At 63.4% G+C, this 13,952-nt stretch carries 16 protein-coding genes; 2 read left to right on the top strand and 14 right to left on the bottom strand.

Annotated features, from left to right (window positions below; all coding sequences use genetic code 11):
* Positions 1-26: 26 nt before the first annotated feature.
* From IP79_RS00625 to IP79_RS15340, 13 genes are all read right to left on the bottom strand, one after another.
* Positions 27-479 (bottom strand): ABA4-like family protein, encoded by a 453-nt coding sequence (locus IP79_RS00625; RefSeq protein ID WP_156317990.1) that lies wholly within the window; start codon positions 477-479, stop codon positions 27-29.
* A complete protein-coding gene (locus IP79_RS00620) occupies positions 476-1,198 on the bottom strand; it encodes an NAD(P)H-binding protein (protein WP_054117336.1) in 723 nt (240 codons plus the stop codon). The genes IP79_RS00625 and IP79_RS00620 overlap by 4 nt, the downstream gene beginning before the upstream one ends.
* A complete protein-coding gene (locus IP79_RS00615) occupies positions 1,191-2,354 on the bottom strand; it encodes a deoxyguanosinetriphosphate triphosphohydrolase (protein WP_054117335.1) in 1,164 nt (387 codons plus the stop codon). The genes IP79_RS00620 and IP79_RS00615 overlap by 8 nt, the downstream gene beginning before the upstream one ends.
* 301 nt (positions 2,355-2,655) lie before the next feature.
* Positions 2,656-3,360: an aspartate/glutamate racemase family protein gene (locus tag IP79_RS00610; RefSeq protein WP_054117949.1), complete on the bottom strand. Its 705-nt coding sequence runs from the start codon at positions 3,358-3,360 to the stop codon at positions 2,656-2,658.
* Positions 3,361-3,453: 93 nt separating this feature from the next.
* Positions 3,454-4,443, bottom strand: a complete 990-nt coding sequence (locus IP79_RS00605; RefSeq protein WP_054117334.1) for an alpha/beta fold hydrolase — start codon at positions 4,441-4,443, stop codon at positions 3,454-3,456.
* Positions 4,440-5,405: an SO2930 family diheme c-type cytochrome gene (locus tag IP79_RS00600; protein ID WP_054117948.1), complete on the bottom strand. Its 966-nt coding sequence runs from the start codon at positions 5,403-5,405 to the stop codon at positions 4,440-4,442. The genes IP79_RS00605 and IP79_RS00600 overlap by 4 nt, the downstream gene beginning before the upstream one ends.
* A 38-nt stretch (positions 5,406-5,443) precedes the next feature.
* Complete coding sequence (locus tag IP79_RS00595; RefSeq protein WP_054117333.1) at positions 5,444-6,652, bottom strand: parallel beta-helix domain-containing protein; 1,209 nt, start codon at positions 6,650-6,652, stop codon at positions 5,444-5,446.
* Between the two features lie 71 nt (positions 6,653-6,723).
* Entirely contained in the window at positions 6,724-7,065 is a 342-nt protein-coding gene (locus IP79_RS00590) for a hypothetical protein (protein ID WP_054117332.1), read from the bottom strand.
* On the bottom strand, positions 7,065-8,552 hold the full coding sequence (locus tag IP79_RS00585; RefSeq protein ID WP_054117331.1) for an NAD(P)(+) transhydrogenase (Re/Si-specific) subunit beta: 1,488 nt from the start codon (positions 8,550-8,552) through the stop codon (positions 7,065-7,067). The genes IP79_RS00590 and IP79_RS00585 overlap by 1 nt, the downstream gene beginning before the upstream one ends.
* 3 nt (positions 8,553-8,555) lie before the next feature.
* Positions 8,556-8,837: an NAD(P) transhydrogenase subunit alpha gene (locus tag IP79_RS00580; protein ID WP_054117330.1), complete on the bottom strand. Its 282-nt coding sequence runs from the start codon at positions 8,835-8,837 to the stop codon at positions 8,556-8,558.
* Positions 8,837-8,986, bottom strand: coding sequence for a hypothetical protein (locus IP79_RS15605; protein WP_197273700.1), 150 nt, complete (start codon positions 8,984-8,986; stop codon positions 8,837-8,839). The genes IP79_RS00580 and IP79_RS15605 overlap by 1 nt, the downstream gene beginning before the upstream one ends.
* Positions 8,983-10,104 carry an NAD(P) transhydrogenase subunit alpha gene (locus IP79_RS00575; protein ID WP_054117329.1) on the bottom strand — a complete coding sequence of 374 codons (1,122 nt, stop codon included), beginning with the start codon at positions 10,102-10,104 and terminating at the stop codon, positions 8,983-8,985. The genes IP79_RS15605 and IP79_RS00575 overlap by 4 nt, the downstream gene beginning before the upstream one ends.
* Positions 10,105-10,116: 12 nt before the next feature.
* The gene (locus tag IP79_RS15340) at positions 10,117-10,239 is read right to left on the bottom strand and encodes an aa3-type cytochrome c oxidase subunit IV (RefSeq protein ID WP_156317987.1); all 123 of its coding nucleotides are present in this window, start codon (positions 10,237-10,239) and stop codon (positions 10,117-10,119) included.
* Between the two features lie 279 nt (positions 10,240-10,518).
* Here IP79_RS15340 and IP79_RS00570 point away from each other — a divergent pair, with 279 nt between their 5' ends.
* Both IP79_RS00570 and IP79_RS00565 read left to right on the top strand, forming a co-directional pair.
* The gene (locus tag IP79_RS00570; RefSeq protein WP_156318069.1) at positions 10,519-11,955 is read left to right on the top strand and encodes a sigma-54-dependent transcriptional regulator; all 1,437 of its coding nucleotides are present in this window, start codon (positions 10,519-10,521) and stop codon (positions 11,953-11,955) included.
* A 44-nt stretch (positions 11,956-11,999) separates the two neighbouring features.
* Positions 12,000-12,758, top strand: a complete 759-nt coding sequence (locus tag IP79_RS00565; RefSeq protein ID WP_054117327.1) for an SDR family NAD(P)-dependent oxidoreductase — start codon at positions 12,000-12,002, stop codon at positions 12,756-12,758.
* A 74-nt stretch (positions 12,759-12,832) separates the two neighbouring features.
* On the opposite strand, the gene folP is transcribed toward IP79_RS00565, so the two are convergent.
* On the bottom strand, positions 12,833-13,945 hold the full coding sequence (gene folP / locus IP79_RS00560; protein ID WP_054117326.1) for a dihydropteroate synthase: 1,113 nt from the start codon (positions 13,943-13,945) through the stop codon (positions 12,833-12,835).
* Positions 13,946-13,952: the final 7 nt, after the last annotated feature.

The raw sequence follows: 13,952 nt of genomic DNA, 5'->3' as shown, positions 1-13,952 counted from the left end.
GATTAAGCGCATGGTTGCGCGCCGGTCTAGCGAAACCGCCCTTGCCGCCGCGCAATCGGTTCGCGAATGCCGAGCCACAGCAGCAGCCCCAGCGGCCCGGCCATGAAGGTCGCCAGCAGGATCGGTGCCTGCACCCAGCGCGATACGCCCTTGGCATCGGCATCACGCGCGATCCACAGACCCACGAACAAATCGAAGGCGAGGTAATGCGTCCAGCCGATCGTCACGCCCGCATCGCTGCCGAAAATCGCTCGCACGCCCGCAATGGTGGTAAAGTCCGCGCCGCCGCCGCCCTCGGCAGAAAGCAGGCCGGTGAGTATTCCGATCAGCCCGAGAGAATAGATCAGGCACAGCAGGCCTACACCCAGATAAAGCACGCCCGAAAGCAGCGCTGGCCAGCGCGGCAGCAGGATCAGCGCGGCCCAGGCGATCAGCGCCAGCAGATTGACCATGCTGAACCATGCATTCCAGTCGATCATGCAGCCTCTCCCATCTCGCCTGTCCGGCGCCATTCACGCGCCGCGCGGCGCATCGCATCATTATCATGGGTAAAGCGCCCGCCCGCACGGCGCAGCGCAAAACCCAGTGCCGCTTCGGCCACGACATCGCCGTCTATCGAACGGAACCGCCGCCACGAACCCGACAACAGCGGATCGACCAGCGGCGCGGCGATAAGCGCGGCGCGCTCCCCCAGCCGCAGATCACCCTCACGCGTGCCCCGCAACAGGCCCGGATGAAGGATATCGAGCCGCTTGAAACCCACCTTCGACAGCGCGGCCTCGGTCTCGCCCTTGACTCGCATGTAGAAGTTCTTGCTGAGCGCATCGGCCCCGGCGGCGCTGACCAACACCATGTTGGGCACGCCTGCCGCCTTTGCCGCCTGCGCGGTGGCCAGCACCAGATCGTGATCGACCGCGCGGAAGGCAGCTTCATCGCCGCCTGCTTTCTTCATGGTGGTGCCCAGCGCGCAGATCAACGCACGCGGACGCACCGCTTGCAGCACTTCGCCCCACTTGTCCGGCTCTGCCACGAACATTTCCATCCGCGCACCCGGCGGCAGCGCAGCCTCGCGCCGGGCAATGCCGACAATCCGCACATCATCACCCGCGCTGGAAATTTCGATCACGCGGCGCCCGATCAGCCCGGTCGCGCCAACCAGCGCCACCCGCGCAGGGCCGGTGCGCCGCGGATCAGACATTGATCAACCCCTTTGGCCGCTCGCCATAGATCGCATCGACGGCCTGCATCGCGAAACGATCGCTCATCCCGGCGATGAAATCGGCAATGGCACGGCTGCGCTGCGGTTCCTGCGCGGGCAGACGTGCCTGCCAATCGGCCGGCATCAGCCGCGCATCCTGCGAATAGGCGGCGAACAGCCGCGCAACCACATCGCGCGCACGCTCTGCTGCGGCCACCTGTTCGGGGTGATAATACAGGCGTTCGTACATGAAACTTTTCAACCGCCGTTCCTGCGCGGCCATTGCGGGCGAGAAGCCGGCCAACTGCCGTCCCGCCGCGCGCACTTCGGCCACCGAACCCACGTCGCTTGTCTGCGCGGCGGTATGTTCAAGCACATCATTCACCATCAGGCCGATCTGGTCGCGGATCATCTCGCGCAGCAGACGCTCCCTTGGCGCGTGGGGAAAGCGTTTTTCGACGCTACGCCACTGGTCTGCGAGGAAATCGAGTGTGAGCAGATCATCAAGGCTCAAAAACCCGGCGCGCAGGCCATCGTCGATGTCGTGATTGTCATAGGCGATGTCATCCGCCACCGCCGCAATCTGCGCTTCCAGCGAAGGCCAGGTTTCCAGCTCCAGCGGGAATGCATCGTCCAGTTCCGCCAGCGCCCAGCCCGGCGCGGTAACCGGGCCGTTATGTTTGGCGAGGCCTTCCAGCAGATCCCATGTCAGATTCAGCCCGTCATGCTGCGGATAGGGGCATTCGATCCGCATCACCGTGCGTAACGCCTGCGCATTGTGATCGAACCCGCCGTGGCGCTCCATCGCGTCAGATAGGGCCGCCTCGCCCGCATGGCCGAAGGGCGGGTGGCCCAGATCATGCGCAAGGCACAGCGCTTCGGTCAGATCTTCGTCAAGACCCAGCGCGCGCGCCAGCACGCGGCCGATCTGCGCGACTTCAAGGCTGTGGGTCAGACGGGTGCGGTAATGATCGCCATCGGGGGCGATGAACACCTGTGTTTTCGATTTCAGCCGACGGAACGCCATAGAATGGATGATCCGGTCACGATCGCGCTGGAAGGCGCTGCGCGGGCCGCGGGTTCCGCCTTCGGGCGTACCGCTCCACTCGCGCGGACCATGGGCTTCGGGGTTGGCGGCGTAGGGGGCGCGGGGCATCTCTCGCCAACTAGGGGAGGCGGCAGCGCACCTCAACCGGAACAGGTCGGGAACCTGCGGCAAATCCGGCGAAACTGGTGATGTGGGGAGATATTATGGGGCCGCCCTCCGGTGATTGGGGGGGAGGAGAACGGCCCCAAGGGCCTGTCGGTGCGACCCGAAGACCCGGATGATGCCTGTTACGTTTCCGTGGCAAAATCCGCGGCGGCGCCTAGTCGCGAGCGTTAACCTTTGCAAACCTTTGCGCTGTGCAAAATGCTGCAATACGGCGAAACGGCCTGCCGCCCCGACGAGCCGAGGATTAGTCCGCGATTTCCTGTTCAAGGATCCAGTCGGCCGCGGCCTCGCAGTGGATTCGCGTGCTGTCGAAGATCGGCAACACGTTCGCATCCACATCGACCACCAGATCCAGTTCGGTGCAGGCCAGCACGATCGCGCTGGCACCTTCCTGCGCCTTGTTGGTGATGATCGTCTTCAGCGTCCGCTCCGCCTCGCGCGTGACTTTGCCGACCATCAGTTCATCATAGATGATCCGGTCGAGCATCTCGACATATTCCATGTTGGGCGGCAACAGATCGATACCGTGGGCAACCAGCCGCTTGCGGTAGAAACTTTCGGTCATCACATTGCGGGTGCCCAGCAATGCAGCGCTGGTGGTGCCCGCCCGCTTCATCGCCATGCCGACATATTCGGCAATGTGCAGGATCGGGATGTCGACCGCAGCCGCAACATCATCATACAGGCGGTGCATGGAATTGGCGCCGATGATCAGCGCTTCGGCCCCTGCCCCTTCCAGTCGTTTGGCGCTGTCCACCAGCACTTCCGATGCGCGCTGCCAGTCGCGTTCTTCGGCCAGGGCATAAAGCTGGCAGAAATCCAGGCTTTCGATCAGCAGCGGCGCGCTCGCCATCGGGGCGGCGCGTTTCTGGACGATGCGGTTGATACGGTCATAATAGGTCGCGGTCGAAACCCAGCTCATGCCGCCGATGATCCCCAGTTTGCGCAAAGCCGGCCGTCCCTTCGATTCTGTGTGCAGTTGCGAACAGATGTAACGGCCAAGCACTCTGCCCGTCCAGTGCCCTAGGCAATGCTGCGGGAGTTATTCGGGCTTTGGGGCGGGAGCGTGATCGGTAAGCCACGGCCCGAGATCGGCAAGCGTCGCGCTGACCGCTTCTTCCTGCGGCAGGTGGCCGATCTGCGGATAGGCTTTCAGCGTGGCATTGGGCATTGTCTTTGCCAGCCACTGCCCGGCAGCCAGCGGGATCAGCCGGTCTTCCTCGCCCCACAGGATCAGCGTCGGCGCGGTGATCGCCGCAATCTCGCCCTCGGTCAGCGGTTCATAGGGATAGCCAAAACGCTTGAGCGTCGCACGCCGGTTGCCGGGATAGCGCAGCAGTTCCCAGTAACGATCCACCGCCGCCTCGCTCGCCACCGATTTGACTGAAACCGACTGTTCAAGGCTTTGGGCAATCAGGCCGCGCGGCGTGATCTGTTCCACCAGCAGATTGATTCCCGGCGTCTGCGCGATGGTGAAGCCGATATTGCCGCCGCCGCTGTCCTTCCGGGCCTTGTCGCCCTTGTCCTCCAGCATCGGCCCGCCGCTGGCATCAACCAGCACAAGGCCCGCCACCCGCTCAGGGTGTGCCGCGGCAAAGGCCAGCGCGTGTTTCCCGCCCATCGAATTGCCGCCAAGGATAAAGCGATCCAGCCCCAGCTTGTCTGCCACTTGCCGCACATCGGCGACGTAATTGTCGCGGCTATAATCATGCTGCGGGTCAGGCCCGGTCAGGCCATGGCCGACCTGATCGAACCGGATCACGCGGTATTCGCCCTTCAGCGCTGCGGCCCATGGCTCCCACGTATGAAGATCGGCGTTGGAGCCATGCAGCAGCAGGATCGCAGGCGCATCTTTGGGCCCCTCATCACGCAGGTGGACGGTTACGCCGCCGCCGATATCAACGAATTGCGAGGGCGGCCCGCCATACTTGGCCCGCATTTCCGCCGCATCGGTATCGGGCGTGCGAAAGATCAGGAAAGCGGCCACCAGCAGCGCAACAATCGCGAGCAACCCGCGCCAGACCCATTTCATTTCGGTGTCATCTCCAATATCCAGCGCCGCACCACGGCCCCGCCTTCTCGGTCAACGCTCGCCTTGCCCAGTTCCGGCATGGCGACGCCGGGTTCGGCGCTGTTCATCCGGTACAGCAGGATCGACTTGTCAGGCTGGCCCGGCAATACCGAGAAATCATACCCGCCCGCCCCGCGCCCTGCGGCGACCGGGCGCTTCATGATGCCGATAGCCTGCGCGTCCGACTGCTCCCAGCGCAGATCGAGGCCCGAATTGGACGCGCCCCCGCCCGGCTGATGGCAATGGGCGCAGTTCACATCAAGGTAAGCGCGTGCCAGCGGCGTGGCAGGGCCGCTGGCATGGGTGCGCCAGTCAGGCAGCCGGTCGCCGCCGGAAGTGTCACCTGCAAGCCAGCCCTTGCGGCCCATATCGTCCAGCCATTCGGCAGACAGATTACGCGCTTTGGGGCCGATCGGGATCACTTCGCCATCCTTGCCGTGGCAGGATTTGCACTGGTTCTTGTTGGGGATGGCATAGGAGATCGCTTCCCCCGCAGGCGTCACCAGATCGATGCGCCCGCCAGCCAGAGCCAGTGTCGCCTCGGTCTGCTCGGCATTCCAGCGATAGGGCAGTGCCGTCCAGCCATCGGCACGGTGCAGCAGCACGCGGGTTTCGATCAGGCGGCGGTCCGCCCCTTCGCCAAAGGCAAAGGTCTTGATGATCGCCGCGCCGACGGGGAATTGCAGCAGGCCTTGCCCGTCTGCCGCCAGCTGCGTGCCTTCAGGCAGGTAGATGAAACGCAGCTTGTCCGCCCCGTCCGACCACAAGGGCGTGTTGAGCGTATAGGGGTGGACACCCCGCGCTGGCACCTGCGTCTGGGGAAGGACGAAAAAGCGATATTCAGACAGGTGGCGGGCCATGCCGTCGATCACGGCGGCATCGTTCACCGACGCCGGCGTGCGCGCGCCGGCAATCGAGGCCATCAGCAGGCCGAACGACAGGGCCAGAAGCGTCGCCTGCCTCACTTCAGCCGCGCCTCCATTTCCTGCGGCAGCTTGACAGAAAGGCTGGCGACAGGCGGCAATATCTGCGGGATATCAGGCACGGTAACTGCCGGATTTGCCTGATCGAAAGCCTGCTTCACGTCGGTCAGGCCCAGGGAAAGGATCGGTTGCAGGTCCCACACCTTCAATTCCTGATGCCGGCCATCAGTAATGATTGCGGGCAGATCACCGCCAAACGCCGATTTCAGATCTCCGCCGCCGGGAAAGTCCGGTGCAAAACCGGCGCGGCCATAAATATTGCCGCTGATCAGGATATCGACAGGGCGCGGTTCATAACGTTCATCACTGAAATCCTGCGAATATGCGGTGAGCAGAACGTTCGCGGTACCATTGTTCACCAAGGCATTATCCCGGATGTGCACCTGCCGGTTGGCCATCACCATCACGCCGGTTCCAGCAGGAACGCTGGCGACGATATTGCCTTCAGGCGCGAAATTGTCAGTGTTGTTGTCGATCACAGCGTTGCGGGAAATCAGCACGCTGCCACCGCCCACCTTGGGCAATCCCGGCAGATCGAACACCAGAATGCCGCCGGTGTTTTGCGTGGCAAGGTTTTCGGTCACTTCGGCGTGATTGGAGTTCTCGATCTCGATCCCGGCAACATTTTCGACAACGCGGTTGCGGCGCACGATGATGTTTTCCGACTGACCGACATAGATTCCCGCATCGGATGCGCCGCGCACATAATTTTCCTGCACCAGCACATTCGTGCTTTCGACCGGGTAGATACCATAAGCGCCGTTGCTGGCTTTTGGCCCGCCAGTCCATTCGACCCGCAAACCATGGTAGATGATCTGGTCCGCGCCCTTGGATTTGATCCCGTCGCCCTTGGCGTTTTCAACGGCGAAATCGCGCAAGGTGACATTGTCGCTGGTAACCAGCAGCCCCTCGCCCGCACCCTGCTGATTGGTGAAATCGAGCACGGTTTCATCCATGCCAGCGCCGCGCACCGTGACATTATCGACATCGAGGCTGAGGCCATCGGTCATGACAAACCGCCCTGCGCCCAGTTCGATCACATCACCCGGAGCGGCGAGGATCAGGGCCTCCTGCAAGCGGGTAGCAGCGCCCTCGCCCGGTGCAACCTTGTGCGTTTCAGCGGCGAGCGGCGCGCCAAATCCTTGGGTCGTGGCCAGCAGCGCAGCGGCAAGTGCCAGTCGTTTCATGATGTACTCCCTCTCCGCTGCACACTGTGGCGCAAGCGGGGGAGAAAAGGCAAGTGTCAGGCAGTCGCGCTCTAGCCAATCCCCAATGCGCACAGCCCGGCACTGGTGGTGAGCACGGCCACCGTCTCGCCATCGCCGACCCGGCGCAGACGCTTGACCAGCTCGCCAAGGCCATAAGCTTCGCCCGGCTCGCCTTCGAGCGGCGCCATCGCCTGCCGCAATTGCCACAGCTGCACGATGCTAAGGCGGTCAACCATCCGCGCGGCCATGCATTGGGCGCGCCTTTCACCGATGCCCGATTGCACTAGCGCGCCTGCCACCTGCCGCTCTATCAGCGGGTTGGCGAGGCCGGAAAACACCGCCCCGCCCGCCAGAAGCGCAATCAGCAGAAGGCCGATAACCAGCTTCTTCATCAGTCGAGCGACTTGACGATTTCCTCGACCATCTTCTTGGCATCGGCCAGCAGCATGACAGTCTGGTTCATGTAGAACACGTCATTATCGACGCCCGCGTAACCGACGCCGCCCATCGAACGCTTGATGAAGAACACCTGTTTGGCCTTGTCGACATCGAACACCGGCATCCCGTAGATGGGGCTGGACTTGTCGGTCTTGGCCGCAGGGTTCACCACGTCGTTCGCGCCGATGATGAAGGCGACATCGCACTGGGCGAATTCGGAGTTGATGTCTTCGAGCTCGAAGACTTCATCGTAAGGCACGGATGCTTCGGCGAGCAGCACGTTCATGTGCCCCGGCATACGGCCCGCGACAGGGTGGATGGCGTATTTCACCGTCACACCCTTTTCCTTCAGCTTGTCGCCCATTTCGCGCAGCGCGTGCTGGGCCTGGGCAACCGCCATCCCGTAACCGGGAATGATGATGACGCTTTCGGCCTGTTCGAGCATGTAGGCGGCATCTTCCGCGCTGCCCTGCTTGTAAGGCCGCTGTTCGCGCGCGCCGCCTGCGCCGCCTGCTTCGGGCGCTGCGCCAAACCCGCCCGCGATCACCGAAATGAAGCTGCGGTTCATCGCGCGGCACATGATGTAGCTGAGGATCGCGCCGGACGAGCCGACCAGCGCCCCGGTGATGATCATCGCCGAGTTGCCCAGCGTGAAGCCCATCGCCGCCGCCGCCCAGCCCGAATAGGAGTTCAGCATCGACACCACGACGGGCATATCCGCCCCGCCAATCGGGATGATCAGCAGGAAGCCGATGATGAAGGCCAGCACAGCGATGGCCAGAATCATCCAGCCCTCGCCCGCGCCGCCATCGGGCGAGATGGTGTAAAGCGCGATCAGGCCAAGGATCGCCACCAGCGTGCCGAGGTTGATCACATGCCGCCCCGGCAGCATGATCGGCGAACCGCCCATCCGGCCCGAAAGCTTGAGGAAGGCGATGATCGAGCCCGAGAAGGTAATCGCCCCGATCGCAATGCCGAGGCCTAGTTCGATGCGGCTGACTGGATTGATTACCTCGCGTATCGGAAGGCCTGCCAGATCAATCTGGTCACCCGGCACCAGAATGCCGAACGCCCCGGGATTGAGCCATGCGGCAAGACCCACCACCACGGCGGCAAGACCCACAAGGCTGTGAAAACCCGCCACGAGTTCAGGCATCGCGGTCATGGCGATGCGCCGCGCGATGGTGACGCCAAGGATCGCGCCAATACCAATAGCAATCCCGATCTCGACCAGATTGGTGCCGTGCATGATCAGCGTCGTGCCGACCGCAATCGCCATGCCGATCATGCCGTTGCGGTTGCCCGAACGCGAGGTCGCCGGGCTCGAAAGCCCGCGCAGCGCGAGGATGAAGAACACGCCTGCCACAAGATAGGCCAGCATCGCCCAGGCGGGCGTTGCGCCCTCGCCCGATGCGGCGGCGGAAAGTATGGAGAAGGTCATCACTTACTTCTCCTTTTTCTTGTACATCGCGAGCATCCGCTCGGTCACGGCAAAGCCGCCGAAGATGTTGATGCTCGCCATCACCACGCCCGCCAGCGCGAGATACTTGGCCACCGGGTTCTCCGCCTCGGCCGCCGCTATCAGCGCGCCGACGATAATCACCGAAGAAATCGCGTTGGTCACCGCCATCAGCGGGGTGTGCAGCGCCGGGGTCACCGACCAGACAACGTAATAGCCCACAAAGCAGGCCAGCACGAAGATGCTGAGAATTGAGATGAAGTCCATTATTCGGTCCCCTGAACCAAAGCCGCATCGCGAGCATTGTCGCGCAGCGCCATGTCCTTGCCGTAGCTGTATCCAAACACGATCACGCAAACGAAAGTCACGGGCCAACGGTGCTGACGCAGCCAGTCCCCGGCCTGCCGCAGGGTCAACCCAGCAGCCTTTCATTCACGATCTTGCCGCCCTGCGTCAGGCGGATCGCGCCTCCGATTTCCTCGTCCAGCACAGGCTTGCCCGCCTCCTTGTCCCAGAAGGCGCTGAGGAAGTTGTAGTGGTTGCGCGCAAACAATGCCGAGGCATCAGCCGGAAGGTGCGCGGGCGTGTTCGAAAAGCCGATGATGTTGACGCCGTGCTTGACCACGGTCTGATCCGGCACCGAACCTTCGACATTCCCGCCCTGCGCCACTGCGAGATCGAAGATCACGCTGCCGGGCTTCATCGTCGCAATCTGCGCATCGGTGATCAGACGCGGCGCGGCGCGACCCGGGATCAACGCGGTGGTGATCACGATGTCCTGCTTGGCAATGTGTGACGAAACCAGTTCGGCCTGCGCCTTCTGGTATTCCTCGCTCATTTCGGTGGCATAGCCGCCTGAACCTTCGCCTTCGATCCCGGCGACATTCTCGACGAAGATCGGCTTGGCGCCCAGCGACTGGATCTGTTCCTTGGTCGCCGAGCGCACGTCGGTTGCCGAAACCTGCGCCCCCAGGCGGCGCGCCGTGGCAATCGCCTGAAGCCCTGCAACGCCCACGCCCATGATGAAAGCGCGCGCGGCCTGCACCGTGCCGGCCGCGGTCATCATCATGGGGAAAGCGCGGCCATAAACGTCCGCTGCCGCCAGCACCGCCTTGTAGCCGGCAAGGTTCGACTGTGATGACAGTACGTCCATGCTCTGCGCACGGGTGATGCGCGGCATGAATTCCATGCTCAGCGCTTCAATGCCTGCCGCAGCATAGGCATCCACCACATCGCGGCGGGTGAACGGATCGAACAGCGCGGCGACCCATGCGCCCGGCTTCGCCCCGGCCAGCAGGGCCACATCGGGCGCCTGAATGCCCAGAACAATATCGGCATCCTTCACCGTTGCCGCCGCATCACCGATGGTGACGCCGCTTTCCGCATAGGCGGCATCGGTGATCGAAGCGACCACCCCGGCCCCTGCCTCCACCGCGACCGTCAGGCCCAGTGCTGCAAACTTCTTGGCCGTTTCCGGCGTGGCGGCAACGCGCGTCTCACCGGGCGCGCGTTCTTTCAGGATGGCGATTTTCACTGGCGCGCGCGCTTAGCTGGCGATCAGCGCGACGACGATGAACACAATCACCGCAATCACCGGCACCGCCCATTTGAGCGTCGCCATAAACCCGCCGTAGGTAGCCTCGGCCTTTTCCATATCGTGACTTGTCATGATTCTTGTTTCCCCTTGGGCTTTCCAACACGCGAAACCGCGATTGGTTGCCGAAAAAACACGCCTGCGAATGAGGCACTGCCCGTTCCCGTATCGGAGCAGGCCCGCTATCTCAAGCCACCTTTAGTGTCAGTGTGCAGGATTGCGCAGCCTTACCTGTCCCAACCTGTGACAGCCTTAATCCCGTTTTTACCCATTCCCTGTAGGCCAGCGGTGAAGATTGTTCCCGGATTTCTGTGCCGGGCCATGGGAAAGCGAGCGGCGAGACTGATGGCTGATATGGATTGCCACCCGGAAACGCAGAACGATGCGCGAATCGTGATGCTGATCGATGATGAGCCCGCGCAGTCGCGCCTCATCACGGCGATTGCCGCGCGCGATGGCTGGCGCACGATTGTGGCCCCCGATGCCGAAACCGCAATTGCCATGCTGGGCACCCGCGAAGGGATGCAGCTTTCAGCTATCCTGCTGGATCAATGGGTGCCGGGCGACGATGCCTGCACGCTGATTGCCGAGCTGAAATCGCGCCGCCCCGCCCTGCCGATCCTGATGCTGACAACCAGCGCATCGCCGCTGCTGGCGGTCGAAGCGATGCGCGCAGGCGCCAGCGATTATCTGGTCAAACCCGTATCGCCCGATCGGCTGATGGAAGCGCTGCGCAGCGTCACCACCCGCGAAGCCCCGCGCGATGAACTCGCCCCGCTGACCGAGAAAATGTCCGCGCACCTCGATTTCGATGCGATGATCGGCACCGCCCCGCAGTTCCGCACAGCGCTGGCGCAGGCGGCCAAGGCTGCGCGCGGCCACGGCCATGTGCTGATCGAAGGCGAAACCGGCACCGGCAAGGAAATGCTGATGCGCGCCATGCACGGCGCATCGCCGCGATCGAAAGAATCGTTGCGCATCATCAACCTTGCCAGCGTTCCGCCCGGATCGATTGAATCGGTGCTGTTCGGGCATGAACCCGGCAGCTTCCCCGGCGCATTCGACCGCCAGATCGGCGCCTTCCAGCATTGCGATGGCGGCACGCTGGTGCTCGACGAAATCGACCGGTTGACGCCCGCGATCCAGCAACGCCTGTGCGAAGCCCTGACAAGCGGGATCATCCGCCCGGTGGGTGCAAGCTATGGTTTCCGTGTCGATGTGCGCTTGCTGGTGACCAGCAATCTCGGGCTCGATCTGATGGTGGAGGCCGGCCATTTCGATGCCGATCTCGCATCACGGCTCAGCATCACCCGAATCCAGCTGCCCGCACTGCGCGATCGCACCGGCGATATTCCGGCCCTGTCGCGCCATTTCCTTGCCCGCATCGGCGAACAACCGGGCCTCAATCATCTTTCGGTATCCGATAGCGCGCTGGCCTTGCTGGCCGCCTATGACTGGCCGGGCAATGTCCGCCAGCTGCAATCGGTGTTGTTCCGCGCCGCAGTCTATTGCGAAGGCAATTCGCTGACCGCCGACAGCTTCCCGCAATTGTCCGAAATGCTGGGCGAACAGGGCAGCGTCACCGTGGCGAGCGCGCATGAAGGCGTGGGCATCATGCTCTACACCCCTGATGGCAACCTGCGCCCGCTGGAAGAAATAGAGGCTGACGTGATCCGCCTCGCCATCGGCCACTATCGCGGCCGCATGACCGAAGTGGCGCGCAGGCTGGGGATCGGGCGTTCAACGCTGTATCGCAAACTCAGCGATCTGGGGATCGATAACGCGGCGTGATCGGGTGGCTTGATCGGCGGGCTTTCCCGGCCTAGCCACCGGGCATGACACACCTTCAAGATTTCGCCGGACGCTCGGCGCTCGTCACAGGGGCAGCATCGGGAATCGGTGCGGCGGCGGCAAAGGCGCTTGCGGCGCGCGGTGCGACCAAGCTTTTCCTCGTAGATGTCGATGGCGCGGGGCTGGATGCGCTCGACATTCCGGGCGAAGTCCACCGCATTACCGGCAGCGTGGCGGATGAGGCACTTTGGGCCGATCTAGAACCCCGCTTGACCGGTCTAGACCATGCCTTGGTCAACGCAGGTATCGGTTCGGGCGGCCCGATTGCCTCGATTTCCTTCGCAGAATGGCGCCGGGTGATGGACGTGAACCTTGACGGTGCGTTTCTGACTCTGGCCAGTTCACTGCGAGCGATGGGCACTGGCGGCGGCAGCGTGGTGGTGGTGGCGTCGGTCACCGGGATCAAGCCCGTGCCGGGCATCGGCCCCTACGGCGTGTCCAAGGCGGCGGTGGCGCATATGGCCCGCATTGCAGCGGTAGAAAGCGCCAGAAAAGGCATTCGCGTCAATGCGATAGCCCCCGGCGGGGTGGACACGGCAATCTGGGAAAGCGGCGAGGATTTCGCCGCTTCGGTCGCCGCAATCGGACGCGAGGCGACGATCAAGGCGATGGCGAAAACCACACCTCTGGGCCGTTTTGCCACCTCGGAAGAGATGGCCGACAGCATCCTTTATCTGCTCAGCGACGCCGCTTCCAACATTTCGGGCCACGTGATGGTTTCTGACGGCGGGTTTACCCTCTGATTTCACACAACATTTTCGGCCCATTCCAACAGGGCCAAAAATGTTTCACGTGAAACATTGCCAGAACATGGCGATTACAACGGCGGAAGCTGGCTGAAATCGGTCAATGCAGCATCGCGCAAGCCTCGCCAGACGTTGCGGGCCTGCACCGTTTCGGCCACGTCATGCACGCGCAACAGGTGGACGCCTGCCTCCATCCCCTTAACCGCCAGCGCGATCGACCCGGCAAGCCGCTGATCGGCAGGCTCCTCAACCGACAGCGCGCCGACCATCCGCTTGCGGCTCGCCCCCAGCAGCAGCGGACTGCCCAGCGCGTGGAACAGCGGCAAGGCGTTCAGCAAGGCGAGGTTTTCTGCCAGTGATTTGCCGAAACCGATGCCGGGATCAAGGATGATGCGATCCTCGGCAATGCCCGCCGCAATCGCCCTGGCGCGCGCGGATTTGAGGAAATCGAAAACTTCGGAAACGACATCGCCGTACTGTCCGCCCGCGTGGAGATCCTCGCCTGCGCCGGGGGCGTGCATCAGCACGACGGGGCAGGAGTTTTGCGCCGCTACCTCGATGCTGCGCGGGTCGTATCGCAGGGCCGAAACATCATTCGCCATATGCGCGCCGGCGACCAAGGCAGCGGCCAGCACACCGGCGCGGCGGGTATCCACGCTGATCGCAGCGCCCATTGCCGCGCAATACTCGACTGCGGGGACAACCCGGCGGATCTCCTCGTCCTCGAAGGTGGCAGCGGCGCCCGGGCGGGTGCTTTCGCCGCCAATATCGATGATCGCGGCCCCAGCTTCCAGCATGGCGGCGGCGTGGGCGCGGCCAGCGGCGGTATCATCATGCTGCCCGCCGTCCGAGAAGCTGTCCGGCGTGACGTTGAGAATGCCCATCACCTGCGGCTGATCCAGCCGGATGGTGCGGCTGCCAAGCTGCAGCGGGGCGTGAACCTTGGCAAGGTTGGCCCATTGCGCTGCGGCATCATCTGCCAGCGATGCTGGCAGGCGAGCGATTGCCGTTTCGATCTGCTTTGCGGTCGTCACGATCCGCTCTGCCACCGCGCCGCCCTGCCGGACGATCAGGGCGAACTCGCGGGCATAGGCCATGCTGCCGCCCAGCCGCACAGCATCCCCCTCCACCGCCTGCGGGCCGGCAACGAGAGTAAGCGGGTGGAGATAGACGCTGTCAGTCATGGTATCC

Origin of the sequence: Porphyrobacter sp. AAP60 (genome assembly GCF_001296025.1) — a bacterium.
In the GTDB taxonomy this organism is placed as follows: domain Bacteria; phylum Pseudomonadota; class Alphaproteobacteria; order Sphingomonadales; family Sphingomonadaceae; genus Erythrobacter.
This window is presented reverse-complemented; position numbering and strand designations above follow the sequence as displayed.

Coding starts and splice junctions, on each gene's coding strand:
- IP79_RS00615 (WP_054117335.1), bottom strand. CDS start 2,354: ATGCCCCGCGCCCCCTACGCCGCCAACCCCGAAGCCCATGGTCCGCGC.
- IP79_RS00600 (WP_054117948.1), bottom strand. CDS start 5,405: ATGGCCTCGATTGCCGGCGCGCGCACGCCGGCGTCGGTGAACGATGCC.
- IP79_RS00585 (WP_054117331.1), bottom strand. CDS start 8,552: ATGACCTTCTCCATACTTTCCGCCGCCGCATCGGGCGAGGGCGCAACG.
- folP (WP_054117326.1), bottom strand. CDS start 13,945: ATGACTGACAGCGTCTATCTCCACCCGCTTACTCTCGTTGCCGGCCCG.
- IP79_RS00625 (WP_156317990.1), bottom strand. CDS start 479: ATGATCGACTGGAATGCATGGTTCAGCATGGTCAATCTGCTGGCGCTG.
- IP79_RS00605 (WP_054117334.1), bottom strand. CDS start 4,443: ATGAAATGGGTCTGGCGCGGGTTGCTCGCGATTGTTGCGCTGCTGGTG.
- IP79_RS00595 (WP_054117333.1), bottom strand. CDS start 6,652: ATGAAACGACTGGCACTTGCCGCTGCGCTGCTGGCCACGACCCAAGGA.
- IP79_RS15340 (WP_156317987.1), bottom strand. CDS start 10,239: ATGACAAGTCACGATATGGAAAAGGCCGAGGCTACCTACGGCGGGTTT.
- IP79_RS00580 (WP_054117330.1), bottom strand. CDS start 8,837: ATGGACTTCATCTCAATTCTCAGCATCTTCGTGCTGGCCTGCTTTGTG.
- IP79_RS00565 (WP_054117327.1), top strand. CDS start 12,000: ATGACACACCTTCAAGATTTCGCCGGACGCTCGGCGCTCGTCACAGGG.
- IP79_RS00570 (WP_156318069.1), top strand. CDS start 10,519: ATGGATTGCCACCCGGAAACGCAGAACGATGCGCGAATCGTGATGCTG.
- IP79_RS00590 (WP_054117332.1), bottom strand. CDS start 7,065: ATGAAGAAGCTGGTTATCGGCCTTCTGCTGATTGCGCTTCTGGCGGGC.
- IP79_RS00620 (WP_054117336.1), bottom strand. CDS start 1,198: ATGTCTGATCCGCGGCGCACCGGCCCTGCGCGGGTGGCGCTGGTTGGC.